The following is a 23,655-nucleotide window of genomic DNA, read 5'->3' on the forward strand; positions in this document are numbered from 1 at the left end:
AATAAAGGCTCCACTAATAGTGGAGCCTTTTAGAAATTTACTCTTTTAAAAATTAGAATTTATAAGCTACACCAACACGGAAATCATTGGTTTTGTAGTTAACTTCAAGTTTTTCCTTTGCAAATTTCTTTTTACCAAAATCAGAGTAACGATATTCTGCACGTACAATCACATTATCCAGAAGCGAGAAATCAACGCCACCACCAAGTGTGTAACCAATCATGGTTTTTGTTTCATCAGCTAAGTTCTTAGAAGAAACGACTCTTCCATCCTCATCCTTAACGGATATTGATACAGTGTCTTGGAACTGCCCATAAGCAATACCGCCAGCAAGATAAGGCATAAAGCGATCAGCAGCAAAACCAATACGTACCCGTGTAGCACCACCCCAATTTTGTTTGAAAGTATGATTTAAAGTTTCAACTTCATCCTCTTGATCAAGACCAAGTTCAGAAGCCAGCTTTTTCATTTGTTCTATACCATATGCACTGGAATTGTTCTTATCCACCGCTTGTGTACTTTGTGCACCGTGTCCAGCCATATTCTGTCCACCATGAGAACGAGAAGCATGTGAACTAGCACCATGCGCATGAGCGCCAGAGCCATGCCCACCTCCATGAGATGCACCATGCGGATTAGCATTTCCGCTACCATGATGAGTACTATGATGACCTTGGGCTCCGCTTGTTCCATTGGAAGCTTTTGCTGGTTCAGAGGATGATCCTGATCTCGCGAGTACAAGTGTCCCTCCGCTCGGTACTGTTCTTTCTGCTGCTGATTGATTTGATTGTCCTGCTGCTGATTGTGACTGTTGAGCTGCACTTGCTGATTTAGCTGGTGCTGAACTGGACTGCGTTACAGCAGATTTTTCTGACGAGGATCCTGCTGCTGGAGCCCCTCCTGTTGCAGTTCCTGCACCTGCAGATACTGCTGAGTCGGTTTTTTGTGTTTGTGTTTGTGCTCCTGTTCCTGCTTGTGAGGCTGGGGGTGAAGATGGTGTTTGTGATGATAATGTTGGATTAGTATTGCCAGAATTTCCAGTTGTCACTGATTGACTTGATTTTCCTGCTCCTGCTTGTGGTTGTTGACCTGCAGCTGGCTTAGCTGGTACTTGATCGGCTTGCGGTTTAGCAGATTTTTCTGACGAGGATCCTGCTGCTGGAGTCCCTCCTGTTTTACCTCCTGCACCTGCGGATGATCCTTGGGCGTTTTTTTGTTGTGTTCCTGTTCCTGCTTGCGAAGTTGGAGACGTTTGTGGTTTTGTGGATCTGCGGGATCTTACGACTGCATTTTCTACTGTAGTGTTATCAGCTGCACCTATGGTAATTGTCTTTGTGTGTTTTTTACCAGATATCATTAAATCCGTATCGACACCAAAAATAAAGTTATCACCGAGATCAATATTAGAACCTGCATAAAAACCACCTACAAAACCTGAAAGTTTAGGAGAGAACTCTTTATCTAGTGGCAAATTCTTTTCTTGATCAACAAGAGCCATATCAGATTTGCTCGAAAAACCACCAGCTTGGACACCTAAATAAAGACCTGTCCATGAAAAAGTAGGAGCAACAATAGTAGAAGATGTCGATGGTGCTGGTTGATGAGGAATCATAACATCAGCAGCTAGCGCTGTAGACGTTGAAATTAAAGAAAAAATAGATACTGTTATTAAACGTTTTGTATTCATAAAATCTCTCCAAATATCCAAAATGAAATGTATATAGAGCATCTTTTTTGAAAGATCTGTAGCAAAAATAACACACTCACAACAAAATAAAGATTTTTTGAAAATAAAGCTTCTTAAACTTTTAATTTTGCATTCAATGAAAATTTGTAAACTAAATCACACTAGAATTATGTGTCTTAAAGTTGGATTCATTTTCATTAAATTTTTGCATAACTGTTAATGATAATATTCTTTATAAATTTCTTTTTACCGAAATCTGAATAACCGTATTCTGCATGTAATAAACTATCATCTGTTATTGCAAAATCAATGCCTGTGCAAACAGTGAAATCAAATGTTGCCTTTTTTAAAACCAAGCGCCATCAAAGTTTCATCTATTTATCAACATGATCTACTTTTAGTGCTTTAGCGATAGTATTTTGTATCTAAAATTAAGAAAAACAAAGGACTTATTCAAACACTCACAAAAAAAACTTTTAGATTCTTTGCGTAAATATCTTCATCATGACACATCGGTTTAATTTATAAGGATAATTTATTGTTTTCATATTGAATGAAAAAACTAATACTGTAGGATTCTATCATTTAAAACCTGTTCCATGTTTTATTAATCAAAACCATATCTCTCGATAGCGGAAACAGTCTGCGGATAAAAACATTAAAAGAATTTTAAATGCCTCTTATGAACGCTTTTAACAGCCAAGGTCTGTCCACAACATTGGTGGCTGGCAAAGTTGTATGATGATGCTAGCTGGCTCTTTTTATTAAGAGTGTAAAGATAGTGGTGCTCTATAGATTTTATATTATTTCATTGGGAGGTTTTACCGTCTTATATCACTCACGGATACTGACATGAAGTGGGCTTTATGTACTTTGAAAATATTTCTTTAAAACAAATGTGTGAATACACAACAACAAGTGTATTCCGTTTGGGGCGTTCTGTTTTGCATGAGGAGTGTGATCCCATAAAAAGAATGCAATAAACAAAAACGTAAGACAATGCGTCATCTTCATTTTCATTATTTAGAAGACATTGCCCTAAATACTTTTGAAAATCGTAAAGCTAAATTAAAAGAAGATGATAAAGTTGAAAACTGGTTTCTATCTTTACATCTTCATATTCTTCCCCAATGAGACTGTATTTCCCAAAGCTTACTCCAACAGATATACGCAATATGCTCGCTCTAATCTGGCATATGCAGAATAAAGTTAGTCACTGGTTATGATCTTTTCCTATTTCTGAGATTAATTGAATACTTTTCTCTTAGGCGTAAAATGATAGCCGTGATATAAGATTTTATGTAATCAGTAGCTATAAAATCCATATATACCACCAATTAGCCCTCTATAATATAAAACTTTTTTCTTTAAAGTCTTATAGCACAAAATGATACAAATAAAAATAGAAGGGATTAAGAGATATAGAATAGAGAGCTAATAAAATAAAGGCCCCGTTAAACGAGGCCTTAGTATTTTTTATGCTTCTAATTTCATTTTTACGAAATTAGAATTTGTAAGCGACACCTACACGGAAGTCATTGGTTTTGTAATTGAATTCACGTGTATCGTTTGCGAATTTCTTTTTACCAAAATCGGAGTAACGGTATTCTGCACGTAAAAGAACGTTGTCTGTCATTGCAAAGTCAACTCCACCACCAATAGTGAAACCAAGCATTGTCTTCGTGTCATCAGCCCAAGTACCACCAGTCAAATCTATGCTTTGCTTAGCCCCTGCTTCTGGCACAATTTCATCCCCGCCAGCTTTCTGCTCAACTTTAGCTCTCTCTCCTTTTCCTGCAACGGATTGAATGCCCTGTACCTGCGCATAGGCAATACCACCAGCAACATAAGGCATAATACGGTCAACAGCAGCAAAACCGATACGGACACGTGTCGCACCAGACCATTTTTCTTTGTAACTGTGCGTTTCTGTTACCTTGTCATCTTTTTGAAACTGTTGCTGATCTTTTAATTCAACCTTAGCTTTTTCAAGGGCAGCATTAAAATCTGCTGCATTTTTTTCAGTAAGCGTCAATTCACGGGCTTTTTTTGATTCTTCACGATCTGCCCAAACTGCATCGGTTTCAACACCGAGAATGAGACCATTTCCGAGGTCTACGTTAGACCCTGCATAAATACCACCCATGAAACCAGAAGGACTAGGTGTGTTATCTTTTTTGAAAAGTTCTCTCTCTTCTCCTGGAATAGTTACTTTAGTTTTACTCGAAAAGTTGCCAACTTGACCACCAAGATAAAAACCCGTCCAAGAAAACGAAGGGGCTGCTGCGATAACTGCTGGTGCGACTTCATGAGGGATCATCATATCAGCAGCCTGTGCTGCAGAAGCTGAAACTAAAGTGGCAACAGACGTTGCTATTAAATATTTTGTATTCATAATTTTGCTCCTAAATTAACTATAAAATGACCTTACAAGATTATAGATAGAAAAGCTGTAGTAAAAATGTCACAGTCATACAAATAAAAACCCAGAAAAACAGCGGTTTTTTCAAAGTCAAGATCTCTTGAAAATTTAATTTTTTATTAATACTTTTTATTCATAACTGCACTTTTGATTAAATTAAAACTTGTAAGCTACACCTACATGAAAGTCATTGGTTTTGTAGCCTAGTTTAAGGTAATCCTTTTTAAATTCCTTCTTACCAAAGTCTGAGTAGCAGTATTCCGCACGAAGCAGAATATGATTTGTCATAGCGAAATCTATACCACCACCAAGGGTGAAACCTACCATCGTTTTTGTTTTATCAAATATCGTAGCAGAAACTTCTTTACTTTATTTACCATTTTGCCCGACTTTTTTGTTTCTGAAACTTTATCGACACCTTGTATTTGCGCATAGGCAATACCATCGGCAACATAAGGCATAATGCGGTCAGCGACGAAAAAGCCTACACGAACCCGTGTTTCACCAGACCTTTTTGCTTTTAAACCAATGCGACACACTGCTGTGTTACCCTTTTGAAACTTTTCATCTTCATCCAATGTAACACCAGCATCTTCAAATTCATCATTAACATCATCAAATTCATCAATCGCAAGAATCTTTGAGACCGTCTTCGTTTCTCCTTGGTCTATCCAGACTGCATCGGTTTCAACACCTAGAATGAGGACATTTCCAAAATCTACGTTGGAACCTAAATAAATACCACCTATGAAACCTCAAGGCTTAGGCAGTCCATCTTTATCTGAAGTTTTTTCTTTTGTCTCTAAATCAAATACATCATTTTGACTTGAAAAGTTACCAACTTGACCACCGAGATAAAAATCTGTCCAAGAAAATGAAGGGGCTGTGATAACTGCTGGAGCTTTTTCACGAAGAACGATAATATCAGCAGCTTGTGCTGCAGAAGCTGTTGCCATAGCGATAATAGAAATTGTGACTAAAGATTTTATATTCGTAAACTTTGCTCCTAAATAAATTAGGAGCAAAGTATTATACGACTACATAAAAAACGCTGTAGTAAAATGATACAATCATAGGAAACGAAAGCTGACGTAAGATAAAGTCATTTCATAACTTCACTTTTCACAAGAAATTGTAAGTTATGAGTACGTATAATTCATTGATTTTACCGCGTAATTATTGCCTGTCGTTTATAAAAATTTTTTTACATCCCCAATAAATATGGAGTGTGTAATAATATAACAACAGAAAATAATAGAGGCCCTGTCTTTGACAGAGCCTCTTGGAAGTTTATTTCGTTTTTTACGAAATTAGAATTTGTATGCAACACCAACACGGAAATCATTGGTTTTATAAGCTATTTTATCCCCATCCTTTACAAATGCTTTTTTACCAAAGTCTGAGTAACGGTATTCTGCACGCAACAGAACATTGTCTGTCATTGCAAAGTCAACACCACCACCTACAGTGAAACCAACCATTGTTTTTGATTGATCAAACACTTTAGCAGAAGCGATTTCGGCACCATCAGTTCCTTCCGCCTTAAGAGAATTAACCACTTGCAGCTGCGTATAGGCAATACCACCAGCGAAATAAGGCAAAATGCGGTCAACTGCTGCAAAACCAATGCGAACGCGTGTTGCACCAGACCATTTTTCTTTTATAGAGGCGCTAGTTACACGTTTGTCAGTCGCCGCGATATCAGCAATAGCTTTTCCTGAAGCAAATGTAGCGTCAGCAGCTGTAAGCTCATTTTTGAAATCTTCAAGGCCAGTTGCTCCAATAACTGCTGAATGCGTTTTTGAATCTTCGCGGTCTGCCCAGACTGCATCGGTTTCAACACCTAGAATGAGGCCATTACCAAGATCTACGTTGGAACCTACATAAATACCACCCATGAAACCGGAAGGCTTAGGTGTCCAGTCTTTATCTGTAATTTTCTTGTTTGTTTCTGAATCAAATTCATCAACTTTACCTGAAAAGTTTCCAACTTGACCACCGATATAAAAGCCTGTCCAAGAAAATGAAGGGGCTGCTGAGATGACTGCTGGGGCTGTTTCACGAGGGATGATAACATCAGCAGCTTGTGCTGCAGAAGCTGCTGCCATAGCGATAACAGAAGTTGTTACTAAAGATTTTATATTCATAAACTTTGCTCCTAATTTATTTATGAGCACAGTGCTACAAGATTACAGAAAGAAAAGCTGTAGTAAAAATGATACAGTCACAGAAAATGGAGAAATCGCCCAAGACAAAACCACTCCATAGCTTCGTTTTGCACGAAAAACCTAAAGATATATATATATATAACTTATTGATTTTAAATGTAATTATTGTTTATTGTTTATGATTTTTTTAAGAAAATCTGAATAATATCTTTCCACATCCACAATAAATTATGTATTGCGTGATAATATAGCAACAGAGAATAACAGAGGCGCTGTCAAAGACAGCGCCTCTGTTATTTAACTTACCATCTGTTAAAATTTGTAAGCAACACCAACACGGAAATCATTGGTTTTGTAAGATGTCTCATATTTATCATTTGAGAATTTCTTTTTACCAAAATCAGAGTAACGATATTCCGCACGAACAATAACGTTATTGGTCATTGCTAAATCAACACCAGCACCAAGGGTGTAACCAACAAGGGTCTTTGTTTCATCAGACAAGGTACCAGAAGCTATTACTTTATCTGAATTTTTCCCTGTTATTGAAATAGATGCACTATCTTGAAGCTGTGTATAGGCGATACCACCAGCAACATAAGGCATAATGCGTTCAGCTGCAAAACCAATACGTACACGTGTCGCACCAGCCCACTTTTCTTTAAAAGTGAAACTGTGGGTTCGTTTAGCACCAGGTTCCAGCGCATCTTTACCAATACTAATTCCAGATTCTGTTAATATCTTCTTAATATAATTTATGTGATTTGGAGCAATAACGTATGTTTTTCCTGTCTTTGTGTCATCTTTATTAGACCACATGATATCTGTATCAACACCTAGAATAAGGCCATTGCCGAGATCAACGTTGGAACCTGCGTAAAGACCGCCCATGAAACCAGATAATTTAGGCAAATAATCGTCACTTACTGGAATCTTTTTTCCATTAGCAAGAATATCCATTTTCGTTTTACCCGAAAAACCACCAAGTTGCCCACCAAGGTAGAAACCCGTCCAAGAAAAAGTTGGAGCAACAATAACGGGAGCAACAGGTGTTGGGCTTGGGGGAACAATAACATCTGCTGCTTGCGCCGCTGAAACTGAAACAAAAGCGAAAGCAGAAGCTGTTATTAACCATTTCATATTCATATTTTCTCTCCATAGCTGAATATTTATTTGAACACATCATTTCATATAGAGCCCAAACTTCAGATATCTGTAGCAAAAATGATACACTCCTAAAAAAAACAAAAAGCCAATGAAAGCATCCTGAATTGCTTGATCTCTTAATAAATAAGAATTGAACTATGCCAATGCACAAATGATTTTCTCTCGTCACATTTGCTCTTCTTTATGAATTTTTCAAAAATATCTACGTTATCACCTTGGAAAGCATGTGCTCTTGTCTAATGAAAAATTATCCTTTTATATTAAATTCAAATGCTCTCATCTTAAACCATTGTATATTCAAGCAACAAAAATCATTCCTCTATACATCACAAACGAGCAATTATGTGAAACCGTTAAAAAACTAAAAATGTCACCTATAAATGTTTTCAATATCAAGAACAGTCAAATGCAATCGTTCTATTTAAATTTATACAAATAACGTTTTTACCTTCATCCTTAGCATGACCAAATGTGAAGACTATGTATTTGTTTTTTTCATAAAAAGGATGCTTATATTACAAATAAACTTGTATCGCACATAAACAAGACTTCCAATAATCCACGAATTGAAACAAGATCACATGCAACTTGCCTGCTCTTTTTTTACTTTAGGCATTTATTGTTTTTAAATATTTACCATTTTTTTGCTTATCTCAACCTCATAGAAAGTCTTTTTCAGAGTTTCATCTTATCTGTAGGCTATCTATTTCATACTCTTTTATAAACGAAACTGTAAAAAATGCCTCAAGACAGGCAACTGGTATGATAAATGCTGACATCTATATTAAAACTCTCCCTAAAGCAAAAAAGATGAGAGATCTTTCTTAAAGTGTTCACACCAAACTTTGCTTTGAAAATCATTAATTGAGCAAACAATTTGGCAGAAAAAATATCTGATATTGCATCATAGACAAATAAAAAATATTTTATAAATTCTGTAGTCGAACAATAGATTGATTATAAACATAATTCATCATTTCGCATATTGAATAAGAAACCCGAATATCGTAAGATTCTCTCATTCCAAACCGATTGCATGTTGCAAGCAGGAAGAGCCGTGTGGATAAGAACTGTATAAGAAAGGACTAAAAACGTCTCTTATAAATCATCTCACATACCAAAGGCTGTCACAATATTGAGAGCTAGCAAAGTGTGTGATGAATGCCGACACTTGCCCCCTTCATAAGCATAAAGATGGTGGTACTCAATGGGTTTACCATTATACCCTTCATAAATGACGTCGCGAAATGGGCTTGGAAGCGTTGAGAAATGTTTCTTTAAAACGAGCGTACGTAAGTGCACCTCAATGGTGTTTTATTCTTTGAAACACTCTAAGATCAAAAGTTTAACATTAAAACAAATACTTGGTTTTCTCTTCGATTTGGACAAAGCGTCCTATCAGATCGTGTCTGCAAATAGTCCAGATTTTTTTCGAGTGGATTTCATTTAGCTTTCCATTCATGTAATTCATTTAACCAAAGGTTCTATAGACAAGTCCTTCACTGATCCCACCACGTACTCTAAAAACACTTATCAAAGCGTTTTACATGCCTTATATAATCACACTTAAAATGACGATATTTACGGCATAACAAAATAACCCCAAATCTCTAGGTTATATTCATCTAAACCCATGAATTTTGTAATGACTGATTGCTATTATACAGTATTATTCTTTCACTGAAATCTTCCTGCTCATATCCTTTCCAAACAGTCCTCTTCATTCTCACCGTGCACAATCACAACACCCTTTAAACAAATAGTTCCCCCCCTGTTTTCAAGTGATAATATCTCCTTTCTTCATTTTTCGAGCATACGTTACACCTCTCAGTGTTGTTTTCTCACTTTTTAAAAACTCATTGGACTTCGTGTAAATAGGTTTGGCCGTCCTCTTTTCCCTGGTCCTTTTTTAGGATTATATCCTCTTTTTTTACCAGAATGTGACACAGGTACTAACTTAGCTGCTGTTATGAATTCGCTGTTATTTGTGCAAGAAAGTTCTATTTGAAAAACTTCAGATAAGACCTTGCGAAGCTGTTCACCAGAAAAAAGACCTATTGGAGGAACAGCTGAAGATGCTTTCTGTATAAGGTTTTGGGACGCCAAAAAACTCGCACCCTGAGCGATAGAGATTGAAGCGAAAGTAGCAAAAGCTGTAATAAAATATTTTATGTTCATAAATTTAACCTCATCAAATATCCATAATGGATTTTACCTAGTGCCTTCATTGCAAATTTCTAGAGAAAAATAATATGTTTATAGATAAAAAGTGAAAATCCTTACAAATAACGCTTTGGAAACGTTTGATTTTAAAATAAAAGCAAATTGCCCTGCTCTGCCAACATAGAAATCACTTATTGAGTAATAAATAAAGGCACGAAGTATCTTCTGAAAATAAGAAACTATACAAACTTCAAATTAACACAGTGATTTATATATATAATTTATATTTCCTCACACAAAATGAGTCCCTCGAATATCAGAATACTCTCTCATTTCAAACTTGTTCATTATACATGAAGCAAATTTATTCGCTTACACATCATAAATGAGATTTGTATATAGATAAAACTCTTGAAAAAAGGGGGAGATTCTTGCGAATCTGTTTAAATGCAAAAGCTATTGCAGCATTTTGACTTAGTAAAAAGCGCTCTTGCTAACTTGTTTCTAGCACACTTTTCTAGGAATTGCTCTTTGCATTGTTCAGTACAATCGTGGTTATCTGTATAGATTAATCATATAATATATTGATTTATAATGATAGTTTAGCGTTATTCATATTGAATAAAAACCCTGAATACCTTAAGATTCTCTCATTCCAAATCTTTTTCATGTTGAATCCATCAAAACCATTTGATTGCATGTTACAAGTGAGGAGAGCTGTGTGGATAAAAAAGACTAAAAATGCCTCTATGAACCGTCTCAAGTGCTAAGGACTACACAACATTGGGAGTTGGCAAATTGTGTAATGCTATGGCTTGTTACTCCATAAGCATAAAGATGGGAGTGTTCAACAAATTTTATACCATATTTGGGAGCTTTATTGTTATACCACTCATAAGCACCGCCGTGACATGGGCTTGGGTGCCGGTTTCTTTAAAAAAAGCACATGAATTAGCAACACAAATATATTCCGTTTAAGGCGTTCTGTTTTACATGAAGAACGTAAATCCATTAAAAACGTGAGAAACAAAAGCGTGAGGCAATGCGTAATCTCTATTATTTAACAGACATTGCTTTAGATACTTTTGAAAGTCGTAAAGCAGAATTAAAAATGATGGTAAAAATGAGATTTGGTTTTTATATTTACGCCTTCATATTCTCCCCCAATTAGGCTGTATACCGGTTTCAGAGATTTAAGTCTTCCAACCTACCATATGTTTCCAGACTCTCCTCAAAATTTCTTTTTTCAAATAAAAGCTGTTACAAAAATAAAAAATATGAATTCGCAAAAATACTTTGATTACCTAAACTTCAAATGAAATAGCACTTAAGAATTTATTATAACTCTTATCAGAAAAGAGGAGAGGATAAAATGCCCATAATGTACAAGCATTTTGTCCTCTCACATCAATAATTAACTCCTTTTAAAAACCAATTTTAAAGTTAGCTATGCGCAAAAATATCCACTTCCGCCCATCCTAAAAGGTCAAGCTTAGCTCTCATAGGCAAAAATTGAAAACACGCCTTGGCAACACTTTCTCGCTCTTCACGTCTTAAACGTTCTTCAAATATAACTTTTAAACGATGCAAATATAACACATCCGACGCAGCATATTCAATTTGTGCCTGTGATAACGTTTCTGCCGCCCAATCCGAAGATTGTTGCTGTTTAGAAATATTCACATTTAGCAATTCATTACAAATTTCTTTCAAGCCATGACGATCCGTATAAGTACGCGTGAGTTTAGAAGCGATCTTTGTACAAAAAATAGCTTCTGGCATGACACCAAATGTATGCGCTAAAATCGCAAGATCAAAACGCCCAAAATGGAATATTTTGATAACTGCGTTATCTCCAAGAAGCTTGACCAAATTAGGTGCACTCTTTTGTCCTTTAGCAATCTGTATAACGTCAGCAGTACCATCTCCAGAAGAAAGCTGAACAACACATAAACGATCACGATGTGGTTGTAACCCTAAAGTTTCGGTATCAATCGCAATGGCATCAGTTTTATAATTGTCTAAGTTTGGTAAATCACCTTGATGAACACGAATCTCAGCCATTTACCCTCCTACTTGCTAAAGCTGCAAGAATACGCGCCCAAGACCGCTGCCCCTTATGAAACGATTTTAAATTATACTTTTCATTAGGAGAATGAATACGGTCATCAGCCAGTCCAAAACCAACCAAAAGAGTCTCCATACCAAGAATTGACCGAAAATCTGCTACAATTGGGATCGAGCCCCCCATGGCTGTCAAGACAGCAGGCACTTCCCACTCTTGTGATAAGGCATCCTTCGCCTCCTTGATAAAAGATGAATCATCAGAAATCTGAAGTGCAGGAGAAGAACCGTGATTCTTAAATTCAACCTTACAATCAGCAGGAATTGAGCTACGTACATAATCACGCAACGCTTGGCGTATTTTCTCTGGATCTTGCTTATGCACCAAACGACACGATACTTTTGCACTCGCTTGAGAAGCAATAACCGTTTTCATCCCTTCCCCTTCATAGCCGCCACTAATACCATTAATTTCCATGGTAGGACGTGCCCATACAAGCTCTAAAATGCTCCGCCCTTTTTCACCAACAGGAATAGAAAGCCCTATAGGACCAAGAAAATTTTCAGCAGTACAATTAAGTTCATTCCATAACTGCAAAATCTGTGGAGGTGTTTCTTCTACGCCATCATAAAAACCAGGAAGTGTTACCCTATTATTTTCATCGTGAAGTCCTGCTAAGATTTTCGTTAAAATACGAATGGGATTAGCTGCTACTCCTCCAAAATAACCAGAATGCAAATCACGATTCGCTGCTGTAATAATAATCTCTTCTGCCATAATTCCCCGAAGAGAAAGAGCAATAGATGGTGTATCCGCATCCCACATTGACGTGTCACAAACCAATGCATAATCTGCCTTAAGTTCATCTTTATTTTCTTTTAAAAAAGGAATAAGGGAAGGAGAAGCACATTCTTCCTCACCTTCACATAAAATAGTAACTTTAACAGGAAGCTGCCCTGTTTCTTTCTTAAATGCACGACATGCTTCAATAAAAGTCATCAACTGACCTTTGTCATCTGAAGCTCCACGAGCACAAATAACTTTCTCTCCATCTCTCTCTTTTAAAGAAGGTGTAAATGGATCATCCTCCCATAAACTCAAAGGATCAACAGGTTGAACATCATAATGTCCGTAAAACAACACATGCAAACAATCATCCGAAGGTCCTGGATGATGCCCAACAACCATTGGATGACCCGGTGTATCACGACGTGAAGCCTCAAAACCGATGCTTTTTAAATCCTCTACTAACCAATCAGCTGCTTTACGACATGCATCCTCGTAAGCCGAGTCTGTAGAAATCGATTGAAAACGTAAAAGAGAAAAAAGGCGTTCAAGGCTCTTTTCTATATTTCCATCAAGATGTGTTAGTACTTTATTCAGCATAAAAAAACCTCTCAAGCCTTGTGTAATTATATTATAGATACGACGACTTTAAGCCTCTTGTAAGATTTTGCAAGACACCTTATTCATTTTTGGCATTGTGAGCAGTAAAAACTTGAACGTCCAGCCTGTAAAATACGCACAATAGGCGTTCCACATTCCAAACATTGCTTACCTTCTCGTCCATAAACTGAAAAAGCATGTTGAAAATAACCAAGTGAACCATCTATATGCATATAATCACGTAAAGAAGAGCCACCAGACAAAATGGCTTCAGAAATCACATTGCGTATATTTTGTGCTAAAGAATCTGCAAATTCACATGCACGTGCCGTTTTTGATGCCAATGTAAATGCACCACGTTGTGGCGACAAACGACTCCGCCAAAGTGCTTCACAAACATAAATATTCCCAAGACCTGCAACAATAGACTGATCAAGTAAAACGCTCTTGAGAGACATTTTTTTATTAACAAAAGCCTTTTGTAAATAACGACCAGAAAACGAATTACTCATAGGTTCAAGCCCTAGCTTATTTAAAAGTGGATGTTCATAAAGCTTGTCCGTATTGACTAAAAGCATAAATCCAAAGCGACGCACATCATTATAAATAAGATGATAAACTTCACCATCCCTTGTTTGAATATCCATGACAAAATGATCATGCTTAACTAATTTACTTGTCGTTGAAAAAACTGTTCTTAAAAGATCATTCTCTATACGCCATGAACCAGACATTCCTAAATGGCTTAAAATCGTTTCATCCTGAGAAAGATGAAATAATAAATATTTCGCACGCCGACCAAGTTCTATAATTGTTCTGCCAATAAGGCGCTCAGAAAAAGCCTCAGGAAAAGGAAAGCGCAAATCTCTACGATTAAGTCTGACAGATACTATCTTTGCATCAGTTACAACAGGCTCAAGTCCACGACGAACTGTCTCTACTTCAGGAAGTTCAGGCATCTCTCTTCTTTAATAATTATACACTTTCCAATTGTATCACCAATAAATTGACTTCTTTTCCCCCCTCAAAGAACGAAGGTTTCCTCTACATCTGCTCTATAAGAAACAAATTTTTGATGAGTGGATTTCTCTTGGCGTCCTACTCATATGAGTCACTTAACTAAAGGCTTTATAGCCAAGCCCTGCCTTGAATATTCACCAAACACTCTAAAATACTTAACGTATCAATGAGGCTTACATCCCACTCCACATCGAATGCGGCATAACAGGATTAAGCCCATTCACCCTTACGAAATACAGGAACTCTTACACCATCTTGGGTAATGCCATCTATATCAATTTCGCCAGAACCAATCATCCAGTCAATATGAATGACACTTTTATTACCACCACGTGCTGCAATCTCTTCTGACGTCAATGATGCCCCATCTAAAAAGCATTTGGAATAACATTGCCCTAAAGCAATATGACATGCAGCATTTTCATCAAATAAGGTATTATAAAAAAGGAGGTCACTCTTAGAAATTGGTGAAGAATGGGGCACAAGAGCAACTTCGCCCAATCGGCTTGCACCCTCATCACTTTGCAAAACCTGTTGCAAAACTTCCTGACCCGTTGATGCACGAGACTCAACAATACGCCCTGCTTCAAAACGTACTTCAATATTATCAACCAGTGTTCCTTGATAGGAAAGTGGTTTCGTCGAACGAACAAAACCTTCAACCTTATGAGCATGAGGAGTCGTGAAAACTTCTTCTGTCGGAATATTCGGATTGCAAATAACACCATTTTGAGCAACGGATGCACCACCATGCCATTCATGATCATCTGCCAAACCAACAGTTAAATCAGTCCCTGGCCCTGTAAAGTGTAAGGCAGAGAAACGCTGCTCATTAAGCCAAGATGATCGTTTCTTTAAATTCTCGTTATGGACACCCCACGCATGTACTGGATCTTCTTCTGTAACACGTGAAGCAGAAAAAATTGCATCGGCTAATTTTTTAATCGCCTCATTCAGTGGTAAAGAAGGAAACATTGCCTCAGCCCATCCTGCTGTTGGATAAGCAACAATTGACCAATTTATAGAAAAATTCGATATTTTTTTGAGAGCAGGCTGGTAAGCTAGTGAAGTCGCCTTATTCAAACGCGCAACCTTATCAAAATCTTGATTGGAAAGGAGCAAAGGATTATCACCAACAATTGCTAAACGCGCTGCCCCATTTTCAAAAGCCTTTGCCATTCCCTCATAAAGCCAAGAAGGGGCACAATCAAAACTAGCTGTATGGGCATTTTCAAAACGTGTAATCGATAACATATCATCACTAAAAATTGGTGTAATGACACCAGCACCAACCTTATAAGCATGATATGCAATACGCCGAACAAAAGGTAATGCTGAAACTGGAGCAGTCAAAACAAGATCTTGCCCCTCTTGTAAATTCAACCCCACTTTTACTGTAATTTCTGCAAGACGATTAAGCATTTCAGGCGAAATTGTCTCATGAATATCAAAGTACATTACCAATACCCTTCTTTAAATAAAATGCGTTCTTTACGTCGTCATATTATAAATTGTTTTTTAGATCCTTTGAGTTTACTTTCTCTACGTATATTGATGCGTGTCATTATCGCTAAAGGATCACTTAATTCATAAACCGCAATGGGCGTATAACCCTTCTTTTGTCGTGAAAACTTACCAGTTTCTGTGTCGTTTTTCTAACATTGCAACAATTGCATTTAATTGATCTGATGAAGGCAAAGTCATAATCGTTTTATTTTCCTCTTTCCTAGCTAGATGTTGAGGTGCATAGGCAGGAATAGGAACTTTATCAAGCTGTACCATAGCAAAATGCGCAGGATGTGCCGTTTTGGACTGTGCTACTTCCATCGAAGGAGATGCACTTTTCTCTACCTTTACTCCCCTACTTTCTGTGCCTTCATCTATAAAGCTTGGCGCATGACCAGAACGTTCTTGAGCAAAAGCATAAGCAACATCATAAGGGCGATTATTTGTAGGAACTTGAAGTTCCCCATCACGTGATCGTTTTTCATAAAAAGCATTTCCCCCTGCAACCTGAACATAATGCATGTTTTTATACGGAAAAGACAAACCAGCGGTATGAAAAAACTTAGCGTGTTTAACTTTCTTATCTCGTTCACCCCGTAAAACAGCATCAGCCGCCTCTCTTACACGAGCAACAGATGCTTTCTCCGTCATAGGACGCGTTAAAACACCAGGAGCAAACTGCTTATATTGACCAACAACACCACAAATCGTCTTAGGATAGGCGGTTGAATTAACACGATTCATAACAACCGTCCCAACGGCAATCATTCCTTCACGGCTTGTGCGATTTGATTCAAAATACATCGCTCGCATAAGACATTGACGCTCTGTCAATGGATACGTAACTGTTTTTGTCTTATTATTATTTACTTTTCCAGTATCTAAACGATTTGAAGCACACCCCACAACAACTAACGGCGCTACACAACAGGTAACAAAAACATTCCAACGATTTTTTTTCATCTTATGCAACACATTCCTATAATCTCTGAGCTATTCAAATTTTGAAATGAGCTTTAAATGTATCTCTTAATAAAGTACATAGCCGATTGTTACCACTCAGTAAAATTTTAATACAAGAGGTAATAAAAAAATATCTATGCAAAATAAAAAATAAAAAACTCTTAATTTACAGATCAATATTGTTATTCTTCATGGTCCAATATAGGCCATAATAACCCACACGTTTCAATTACAATAAAGCAACACTATCCACTTCTTCTACATCCAAAAAAATTTGGATACCAAAACTCTTTGCATCGATATTGAAAAAAATAATACAGATATCCCCTTTAATATAAAAACATAAAATTTTAACAAAATGATCTGGAAGAAAACTCCCCTCCGGCCATAATACGAGTGATGATATCATCCAATATACAAATATGTCAAACCAAGAGTTAGCAATCTGCCATGCTTCTCTGAAAAAACTCTTTGTTGCTTCTTTGTACTTTTCCATAATATGGCTATCTTATTCTTTCTATAGCCGCACTGTAAGAAAATACTCATAGTATCTACAAACTTATCTTATACATATAAGAAAAATTTTAATCTATTTTCTTCTCACCTACCCCAACTTTATAAGTAAGGTCATCGCGAGGACGATCAGAAGACATATGGTAACCCGTTATGATATAATGCAGCATTTCAGCAATATTAGTAACATGATCACCAATTCGTTCAATATTCTTTAAACAAAACAGCAAGTGTGTACAAACCGTAATATTGCGCATATCTTCCATCATATATGTCAAAAATTCACGAAAAAGAGAAGTATACAAAGCATCAATCTTCTCATCACGCTCACGCACAGCGTCAACACGCTCTAATAGGCGACTCGTATAAGCATTTAAGACTTCTTTTAATTGATTGAGTGCTAAAGCTGTAATTGTTTCAAGCCCATGATAAACAGAAGCAGATTGACGTATTTCTGAAAGTGCAACTGTCCTTTTAGCAATGTTTTTAGCCATATCCCCAATCCGCTCAAGATCAGAAGAAATACGAATGGCTCCAATAATTTCACGCAAATCAACAGCCATCGGTTGGCGTTTGCAAATAATAGCAACCGCTTTTTCATCAATGTCACGTTCTGCTTCATCTAAAAACACATCATCGGCAATCACTGTCGTTGCAAGTTGAAGATCACTACACACAACCGATGCGACAGAACGTTCAATCATCCTTTCTGCATGGCTCCCCATTTCTGTAATCCTTGCTTTTAAATATTTTAGTTCTGCATCATAAGAACGGACAGTATGGTTCATAGACATATCTTACACTCCTCAATTCACCTATCCAAAACGCCCCGTAATATAATCTTGCGTCCGTTGCTCTTTTGGTGAGGTAAAGATCATTTCAGTTGCACCAACTTCTACCAAGTGCCCTAAATGAAACATAGCCGTATATTGAGAAACACGTGCAGCCTGTTGCATGGAATGCGTTACGATAACAATTGTATAATTTTGCCGTAATGCATCGATAAGCTCTTCAATCCGTGCCGTCGCAATGGGATCAAGAGCTGAACAGGGCTCATCCATCAAAATAACTTCAGGACTAACCGCAATAGCACGTGCAATACACAAACGCTGTTGTTGTCCCCCTGATAAACTTGTTCCAAGATCATGAAGACGGTCTTTTACTTCTTCAAATAAACCTGCCTGCCTCAAACTCTTTTCAACTATATCATGCAATTCAGAGCGCGTTTTAACTAAACCATGAATGCGTGGACCATACGCAACATTTTCAAATATAGATTTTGGAAAAGGACTAGGCTTTTGAAAAACCATTCCAACACGAGCGCGCAATTCTACAACATCAATCCTCTGGTCATAAATATTTTCCCCATCTAAAGTAATAAGACCGGTTGTTTTAGCGCCTTCAATCGTATCATTCATACGGTTAAAACAACGCAAAAAAGTCGACTTTCCGCATCCTGATGGACCAATCAAAGCTGTTACTTGATGTTCAGGAATATCAAGTGTAATACCGTGGAGTGCTTCTTTGTCTCCATAAGAAACCTTCACATCCTGACCTCGCATTTTAATCTTCATTGCAAAAATTCACCTTACAAAAATCTTATCAAAACTGTTATTTTATTAAAATTACTGGCGGCGTTCAAATCGTCGACGTAAACAAACCGCAGAAATATTCATGATTGCAAGAAAAATCATTAATACAATAATAGCACCTGACGTCTTTTCAACAAAAGCGCGCTCTGCTTCACCCGCCCACATAAAAATTTGAACAGGCAAAGCCGTTGCTGGATCCATGGGGGTTGTAGGAATATTAACAACAAAAGCAACCATTCCAATCAGAAGCAAAGGCGCTGTTTCACCCAAAGCCTGTGCGACTCCAATAATTGTGCCTGTCAAAATACCAGGCGCAGCTAAAGGAACAACATGATGAAAAATCATTTGTGTTTTTGATGCTCCCAGTCCTAAAGCTGCTGCACGAATAGAGAGAGGAACTGCACGCAGAGCAGAACGTGTTGCAATAATAATCGTGGGAAGAGTCATGAGCGCTAAAACAAGACCACCAACAAAAGAGGCTGAACGTGGTAATCCTAAAAAATTAACAAAAAACGAGAGTCCTAAAAGACCAAACACAATTGAAGGAACAGCTGCAAGATTATTGATATTAACCTCTATAAAATCTGTAAATTTATTTTTGCGTGCATATTCTTCCAAATAAAGAGCCGTTGCTATGCCTATCGGAAGTGAAACTAATAAAACGATGCCTATCATATAAAGAGAACCAATAATCGCAACACCTAATCCCGCAGTCTCAGGACGACTTGAAGCGCCAAATGTAAAAAAACCAATATTAAATGTTTTATAAAGCGTACCATCATGCGCTAAACGCTTTATCCATTCTACTTGTCGATTAGAAACTTTACGGTTTTTTTCTGCTACACGCAGATCAATCTGTCCCTTATAAGCAGAATCAATATCCGCAGATGCCAAAACCTTAACTTTTTGCATTGTGCCAATCAGTTTTGGATTCTTTGTTACCATTTCACGCAGCTGAACGCGGACACCATTTGAAAACATACGGTTAACTTCTCGAAGAGAGGCGCGGTCATTTTGATCTATATTAAGTTTCTTTGCTAAAGCATTGCGTACAAGAAGTGGATAATTCGCCGTCATGAGCACTCGCGGTTTTGTTTTATGTTGACCACTTGGATCAATGATCTTTTCATCCAAATAAATCAATAATGTCATTTCACTTTGAAAAAAAGCTGTATAACCCTGACTAATGATAGACCATAAAAGCGTAAATAAAAAAAACAAACCAATAAAAATAGCAATCAAACCATAGGCACGAAAACGACGTTCAGCCCAATACCGACGCTTGAGGCTAATATTGCGACGAGGGAAAAAATCTTCATTCATTCATATTGTTCCCGATATTTACGCACAATATAAAGAGCCAGAATATTCATCAAAAGTGTCATAACAAAGAGCGTCATCCCTAAGGCAAAAGCCACCAGAGTTTGTGGAGAATTAAACTCAAAATCACCGGTCAATTGATTAACAATCTTAACAGTCATCGTAGTCATTGCTTCGAAAGGATTGAGTGTTAAGTTTGCTGCAACACCTGCCGCCAAAACCACAATCATTGTTTCTCCAATTGCACGCGATGCCGTTAACAAAATGGCCCCCATAATCCCTGGAAGCGCTGCTGGTATAACAACTTTTTTAATTGTTTCAGATTGCGTTGCGCCTAAACCATAAGAACCTTCACGTAAAATGCGTGGAACAGCCGTAATAACATCATCCGATAAAGAGGAAACAAAAGGTATCAACATAATTCCCATCACAACTCCAGCGGTCAAAACACTTTGTGCCATAATAAACCCAACCCCATCTGAGAGAGAAACAGAGAGATCACGTAAAAATGGTCCTACAACCTTCAAAGCAAAAAAACCATAAACAATGGTTGGAATGCCAGCAAGAACTTCTAATAATGGTTTTACAATTGCTCGCAATCGCGCAGAAGCATACTCAGCCATATAAAGAGCTGAAAATAGCCCTATAGGTACAGCAAAAAGCATGGCGACAAATGCAATATAAAGCGTACCAGCAAGAAGCGGTATTAAACCAAATTGTCCTACTTCATCGCTTGAGCCGCTCGCGGAAAAACGCGGATCCCAAACTGTTCCTAAAAAGAAATTTGAAAATGATACAGACTGAAAAAAGCTTACTGTCTGAAAAAGCATAGAAAGCGCAATGGCTATTGTTGTCAAGACTGCAACAATAGATGCACAAATTAATCCAATAATAATAAAAGATTCAACCTTATTGCGCGCACGCTGATGAGGCGCAATTTGCACCATTCCACAGATAAAACCCAAAGACGCAATAATAAAAAGGAAACCATAGCCTATAAACTTAAGCTTTTCAGAAAAGAATACCCACGACTGTGCTATTTTGAACACATCATCCGATGCTTCACTAGGTAAAATCAATCCCTTCGCGAATAACTGTGCCTGCACTTCCTTATAGGAAGCGGTAGAAAGATTCCCCTCAAAGCGATGAATCATTTTGACGAGACTTCGAAGTGTCTCCCAAAGTAGATCATGATTTACAGACTTTGTTACATGCGCACTATACGCCCCAAGCTCTCGAGAGGCATTATATTCTAAATAAATTGTACTCCCAGCATCCCAAACAATTAAAAAAATAAAAGCTGGAATAACAGTAATCAAAAATGTCCACCAGCCATAATAATACGCACGAGAATGCATCTTATGTTGTTTGTATTCAAGAATGCGTGCTCGCATATAAGAAATACAAAAGCCACAAAATCCAAAAATCAATAATAGAAAAATAATGAAGGAAATGCGCATTTTATCTTTCAGTTTTTATAAAAAATAGCACCTAAATTTCCTATCCCAGAAATCCAACCAATTATTCCCTGCAAATTATTTCAATGTCATTACTCGACCAGTAGAAAAATCAGAACGCTGTGCTTGACGCTCCTTTTCAGGAGAAACAATCAAACCATATTCAGCCAAAGGACCATCTGGACCAATCATTTGATCAGAAAGAAAAAAGTCAACATACTCTCGCAAACCTGAAACAATATCTAAATGTGCTTTCTTAATATAGAAAAAAAGCGGTCGAGAAACTGGATATTGTCCACTAGAAATCGTCTCAACTGTTGGCGCAAAACCGTTAATATCGGCAACCTTTAGCCTATCAGCATTATTTTGATAAAAAGACAAACCAAAAATACCAACCCCTGTTTTATTAGAAGTTAGACGCGCAAATGTTTCAGAATAATCACCATCAATATCAACCGCTTTTCCATCCTTACGTACCGCAATACAAGCAGTGTGTATCTCCTTATCATCCATTCCTAAAGACTTCATCACCTCAACTGCCCCACTCTCTTTACACCCCTCAGTAAGTAATTTTTCCTCAAAAACTTCACGCGTCCCATGCTTCTCTCCAGGAATATACGCTGCTATCGTCCAATCAGGAAGAGCACTATTAACTGCACTCCATTTCAAAACATTATTCGGTTGCAACTTTCCATCTATAATAATTCGAGCAGCAAGAGCTTTATAAACATCTACTGGCTTTAATTTCCAATCAGGACCTTTAATATCTGTTGCAAAAACAATACCATCATACCCAATACGTATTTCCTCAACATCTTTTACACCAGCATCAACACAAGACTGTAATTCACTCGGTTTCATGGCTCGCGAAGCATTAACAATATCAACGGTGTTCTCCCCAATACCACGGCAGAATTCCTTAATACCAGCTCCTGTTCCACCCGATTCGATAACAGGAACCTTAAAATGGGGATAAATTTCTCCAAATGTCTCAGCAACAATCTTTTGATAAGGTAAAACTGTAGATGAACCAGTAATCTGTATTTGATCGCGCGCATTGCCTCCATTTGCTGACAGCAGTAGCGCAAAAATCAATCCCACTCCAATTGATAATACCCTGCTCATCTATAAACTCCCTAAAAATTGAGGACAAAGCCTCTTAATTTATATCATACGGTCATTCTAGTTCACATTTGCAACATAACAAATATAAAAAACAACATGGATCATTTTTTTAAAACCATGTTTTTGTCCTCTGTCAAATAAATTAATTTGAACGCTTGAACTCAATAACATCCCAAAACAAATGAGCAACATCTGTACCGCAGAAGTGTTTAATTTCACGAATTCCTGTAGGAGACGTCACATTAATTTCTGTTATATAATCTCCGATCACATCAATCCCCACAAAAAGAAGACCACGTTCCTTTAAGGCTGGAGCAATGCGTTCACAAATCTCATAATCACGTTTTGTTAACTCAACATTTTCCGCGCGACCTCCAACATGCATATTAGAGCGCACATCTGTTTTTGTCGGAATTCGATTAATAGCTCCAACGGGTGTACCATCAAGCAAAATAATCCTTTTATCTCCTTTTCGTACTGCCTCTAAATAGCGCTGAACAATAAAAGGTTCATGATAAATTTCTGCAAACATTTCCAACAATGATGCTAAATTGCGATCATCTTGTTTTAAATAAAAAACACCAGCGCCCCCATTTCCATAAAGTGGTTTAACAATAATATCGCCAAATGTCTCTCTAAAAGCTGTTATTTCTTCAATATCTTTGGTAATTAATGTTTCTGGCATCAGATCAGAAAATTCAGTAACAAAAATTTTTTCTGGACTGTTGCGTACCCATGCTGGATCATTCACAACGAGTGTTTTAGGATGAATACGTTCTAACAAATGAGTCGTCGTGATATAATTGAGATCAAAAGGTGGATCTTGGCGTAAAAGAACCACATCCATATCTGTTAATTCCGTGCGAACAGGCTTTTCTAATTGATAGTAGTTTTCCTCTTTATCATGCACAATCAATGGCTCTAGTCGTGCAATCACACAACCATCGCACAGAGATAAACGATCTGGTGTATAATGGAAGAGAGAATGTCCACGTTCTTGTGCTGCTAAAGCGAGTGCAAATGTCGTATCTCCTTGAATCCGAACTGTTGAAATATGATCCATCTGAATAGCAATTTTCATAAATAAATCCTCCCTATCCT

Annotated in this window: 17 protein-coding genes and 3 pseudogenes; 2 read left to right on the forward strand and 18 right to left on the reverse strand. The window is 37.3% G+C overall.

Annotation, left to right across the window (positions count from 1 at the left end; all coding sequences use genetic code 11):
• Window positions 1–52: 52 nt before the first annotated feature.
• The 5 genes and pseudogenes from ACFIKY_RS02765 to ACFIKY_RS02785 all read right to left on the reverse strand — a co-directional run bounded on the left by ACFIKY_RS02765 (window position 53) and on the right by ACFIKY_RS02785 (window position 7,423).
• The gene (locus ACFIKY_RS02765; protein ID WP_375661381.1) at window positions 53–1,687 is read right to left on the reverse strand and encodes a porin; all 1,635 of its coding nucleotides are present in this window, start codon (window positions 1,685–1,687) and stop codon (window positions 53–55) included.
• A 1,504-nt stretch (window positions 1,688–3,191) separates the two neighbouring features.
• Window positions 3,192–4,082, reverse strand: a complete 891-nt coding sequence (locus ACFIKY_RS02770) for an outer membrane protein (protein WP_375661382.1) — start codon at window positions 4,080–4,082, stop codon at window positions 3,192–3,194.
• Between the two features lie 183 nt (window positions 4,083–4,265).
• A pseudogene (locus ACFIKY_RS02775) lies at window positions 4,266–5,065 on the reverse strand (outer membrane protein).
• Between the two features lie 354 nt (window positions 5,066–5,419).
• Complete coding sequence (locus ACFIKY_RS02780) at window positions 5,420–6,256, reverse strand: porin (RefSeq protein ID WP_375635960.1); 837 nt, start codon at window positions 6,254–6,256, stop codon at window positions 5,420–5,422.
• Between the two features lie 333 nt (window positions 6,257–6,589).
• Window positions 6,590–7,423, reverse strand: a complete 834-nt coding sequence (locus tag ACFIKY_RS02785; RefSeq protein WP_375635961.1) for an outer membrane protein — start codon at window positions 7,421–7,423, stop codon at window positions 6,590–6,592.
• A gap of 1,199 nt (window positions 7,424–8,622) precedes the next feature.
• On the opposite strand from ACFIKY_RS02785, the pseudogene ACFIKY_RS02790 reads away from it, so the two are divergent.
• Window positions 8,623–8,766: pseudogene (locus ACFIKY_RS02790) on the forward strand (integrase); the annotation flags it as partial.
• 526 nt (window positions 8,767–9,292) lie between these two features.
• Here ACFIKY_RS02790 and ACFIKY_RS02795 read toward each other — a convergent pair.
• Window positions 9,293–9,622: a hypothetical protein gene (locus ACFIKY_RS02795; RefSeq protein WP_375635962.1), complete on the reverse strand. Its 330-nt coding sequence runs from the start codon at window positions 9,620–9,622 to the stop codon at window positions 9,293–9,295.
• Window positions 9,623–10,356: 734 nt separating this feature from the next.
• On the opposite strand from ACFIKY_RS02795, the pseudogene ACFIKY_RS02800 reads away from it, so the two are divergent.
• Window positions 10,357–10,801: pseudogene (locus tag ACFIKY_RS02800) on the forward strand (integrase); the annotation flags it as partial.
• A 249-nt stretch (window positions 10,802–11,050) separates the two neighbouring features.
• On the opposite strand, the gene ACFIKY_RS02805 reads toward ACFIKY_RS02800, so the two are convergent.
• From ACFIKY_RS02805 to gshB, 12 genes are all read right to left on the reverse strand, one after another.
• The gene (locus ACFIKY_RS02805) at window positions 11,051–11,671 is read right to left on the reverse strand and encodes a ribonuclease D (protein ID WP_375644623.1); all 621 of its coding nucleotides are present in this window, start codon (window positions 11,669–11,671) and stop codon (window positions 11,051–11,053) included.
• Window positions 11,664–13,058, reverse strand: coding sequence for a M20/M25/M40 family metallo-hydrolase (locus ACFIKY_RS02810; RefSeq protein WP_375661384.1), 1,395 nt, complete (start codon window positions 13,056–13,058; stop codon window positions 11,664–11,666). The genes ACFIKY_RS02805 and ACFIKY_RS02810 overlap by 8 nt, the downstream gene beginning before the upstream one ends.
• Window positions 13,059–13,141: 83 nt before the next feature.
• Window positions 13,142–14,017, reverse strand: coding sequence for a bifunctional DNA-formamidopyrimidine glycosylase/DNA-(apurinic or apyrimidinic site) lyase (gene mutM, locus ACFIKY_RS02815; protein WP_375644624.1), 876 nt, complete (start codon window positions 14,015–14,017; stop codon window positions 13,142–13,144).
• A 271-nt stretch (window positions 14,018–14,288) separates the two neighbouring features.
• Window positions 14,289–15,536, reverse strand: a complete 1,248-nt coding sequence (locus tag ACFIKY_RS02820) for an aminopeptidase (protein ID WP_375635966.1) — start codon at window positions 15,534–15,536, stop codon at window positions 14,289–14,291.
• A gap of 174 nt (window positions 15,537–15,710) precedes the next feature.
• Entirely contained in the window at window positions 15,711–16,547 is an 837-nt protein-coding gene (locus ACFIKY_RS02825; protein WP_375661385.1) for a cell wall hydrolase, read from the reverse strand.
• 229 nt (window positions 16,548–16,776) lie between these two features.
• Window positions 16,777–17,043 carry a hypothetical protein gene (locus ACFIKY_RS02830; RefSeq protein ID WP_375661386.1) on the reverse strand — a complete coding sequence of 89 codons (267 nt, stop codon included), beginning with the start codon at window positions 17,041–17,043 and terminating at the stop codon, window positions 16,777–16,779.
• An 88-nt stretch (window positions 17,044–17,131) separates the two neighbouring features.
• Window positions 17,132–17,854: a phosphate signaling complex protein PhoU gene (gene phoU / locus ACFIKY_RS02835; protein ID WP_375635969.1), complete on the reverse strand. Its 723-nt coding sequence runs from the start codon at window positions 17,852–17,854 to the stop codon at window positions 17,132–17,134.
• A gap of 21 nt (window positions 17,855–17,875) precedes the next feature.
• Window positions 17,876–18,634, reverse strand: a complete 759-nt coding sequence (gene pstB, locus ACFIKY_RS02840; RefSeq protein WP_273787813.1) for a phosphate ABC transporter ATP-binding protein PstB — start codon at window positions 18,632–18,634, stop codon at window positions 17,876–17,878.
• 51 nt (window positions 18,635–18,685) lie between these two features.
• On the reverse strand, window positions 18,686–19,975 hold the full coding sequence (pstA, locus tag ACFIKY_RS02845; protein WP_375635970.1) for a phosphate ABC transporter permease PstA: 1,290 nt from the start codon (window positions 19,973–19,975) through the stop codon (window positions 18,686–18,688).
• Window positions 19,972–21,432, reverse strand: a complete 1,461-nt coding sequence (gene pstC, locus ACFIKY_RS02850; RefSeq protein ID WP_375635971.1) for a phosphate ABC transporter permease subunit PstC — start codon at window positions 21,430–21,432, stop codon at window positions 19,972–19,974. Before pstC ends, pstA begins: the two co-directional genes overlap by 4 nt.
• A gap of 75 nt (window positions 21,433–21,507) precedes the next feature.
• The gene (locus tag ACFIKY_RS02855) at window positions 21,508–22,554 is read right to left on the reverse strand and encodes a PstS family phosphate ABC transporter substrate-binding protein (RefSeq protein ID WP_375635972.1); all 1,047 of its coding nucleotides are present in this window, start codon (window positions 22,552–22,554) and stop codon (window positions 21,508–21,510) included.
• 142 nt (window positions 22,555–22,696) lie between these two features.
• Window positions 22,697–23,635, reverse strand: a complete 939-nt coding sequence (gene gshB, locus ACFIKY_RS02860; RefSeq protein WP_375635973.1) for a glutathione synthase — start codon at window positions 23,633–23,635, stop codon at window positions 22,697–22,699.
• Window positions 23,636–23,655 lie beyond the last annotated feature (20 nt).

This window comes from Bartonella sp. CR127HXZ (assembly GCF_042194555.1).
GTDB classification, from domain to species: Bacteria; Pseudomonadota; Alphaproteobacteria; order Rhizobiales; family Rhizobiaceae; genus Bartonella; species Bartonella grahamii.

Bases quoted from the DNA above. Each gene is read 5' to 3' on its own strand.
- phoU (WP_375635969.1), bottom strand. From the start codon at position 17,854: ATGTCTATGAACCATACTGTCCGTTCTTATGATGCAGAACTAAAATAT.
- gshB (WP_375635973.1), bottom strand. From the start codon at position 23,635: ATGAAAATTGCTATTCAGATGGATCATATTTCAACAGTTCGGATTCAA.
- pstC (WP_375635971.1), bottom strand. From the start codon at position 21,432: ATGCGCATTTCCTTCATTATTTTTCTATTATTGATTTTTGGATTTTGT.
- ACFIKY_RS02795 (WP_375635962.1), bottom strand. From the start codon at position 9,622: ATGAACATAAAATATTTTATTACAGCTTTTGCTACTTTCGCTTCAATC.
- ACFIKY_RS02780 (WP_375635960.1), bottom strand. From the start codon at position 6,256: ATGAATATAAAATCTTTAGTAACAACTTCTGTTATCGCTATGGCAGCA.
- ACFIKY_RS02770 (WP_375661382.1), bottom strand. From the start codon at position 4,082: ATGAATACAAAATATTTAATAGCAACGTCTGTTGCCACTTTAGTTTCA.
- ACFIKY_RS02825 (WP_375661385.1), bottom strand. From the start codon at position 16,547: ATGAAAAAAAATCGTTGGAATGTTTTTGTTACCTGTTGTGTAGCGCCG.
- ACFIKY_RS02810 (WP_375661384.1), bottom strand. From the start codon at position 13,058: ATGCTGAATAAAGTACTAACACATCTTGATGGAAATATAGAAAAGAGC.
- ACFIKY_RS02805 (WP_375644623.1), bottom strand. From the start codon at position 11,671: ATGGCTGAGATTCGTGTTCATCAAGGTGATTTACCAAACTTAGACAAT.
- pstA (WP_375635970.1), bottom strand. From the start codon at position 19,975: ATGAATGAAGATTTTTTCCCTCGTCGCAATATTAGCCTCAAGCGTCGG.
- ACFIKY_RS02765 (WP_375661381.1), bottom strand. From the start codon at position 1,687: ATGAATACAAAACGTTTAATAACAGTATCTATTTTTTCTTTAATTTCA.
- mutM (WP_375644624.1), bottom strand. From the start codon at position 14,017: ATGCCTGAACTTCCTGAAGTAGAGACAGTTCGTCGTGGACTTGAGCCT.
- ACFIKY_RS02820 (WP_375635966.1), bottom strand. From the start codon at position 15,536: ATGTACTTTGATATTCATGAGACAATTTCGCCTGAAATGCTTAATCGT.
- pstB (WP_273787813.1), bottom strand. From the start codon at position 18,634: ATGAAGATTAAAATGCGAGGTCAGGATGTGAAGGTTTCTTATGGAGAC.
- ACFIKY_RS02785 (WP_375635961.1), bottom strand. From the start codon at position 7,423: ATGAATATGAAATGGTTAATAACAGCTTCTGCTTTCGCTTTTGTTTCA.
- ACFIKY_RS02830 (WP_375661386.1), bottom strand. From the start codon at position 17,043: ATGGAAAAGTACAAAGAAGCAACAAAGAGTTTTTTCAGAGAAGCATGG.
- ACFIKY_RS02855 (WP_375635972.1), bottom strand. From the start codon at position 22,554: ATGAGCAGGGTATTATCAATTGGAGTGGGATTGATTTTTGCGCTACTG.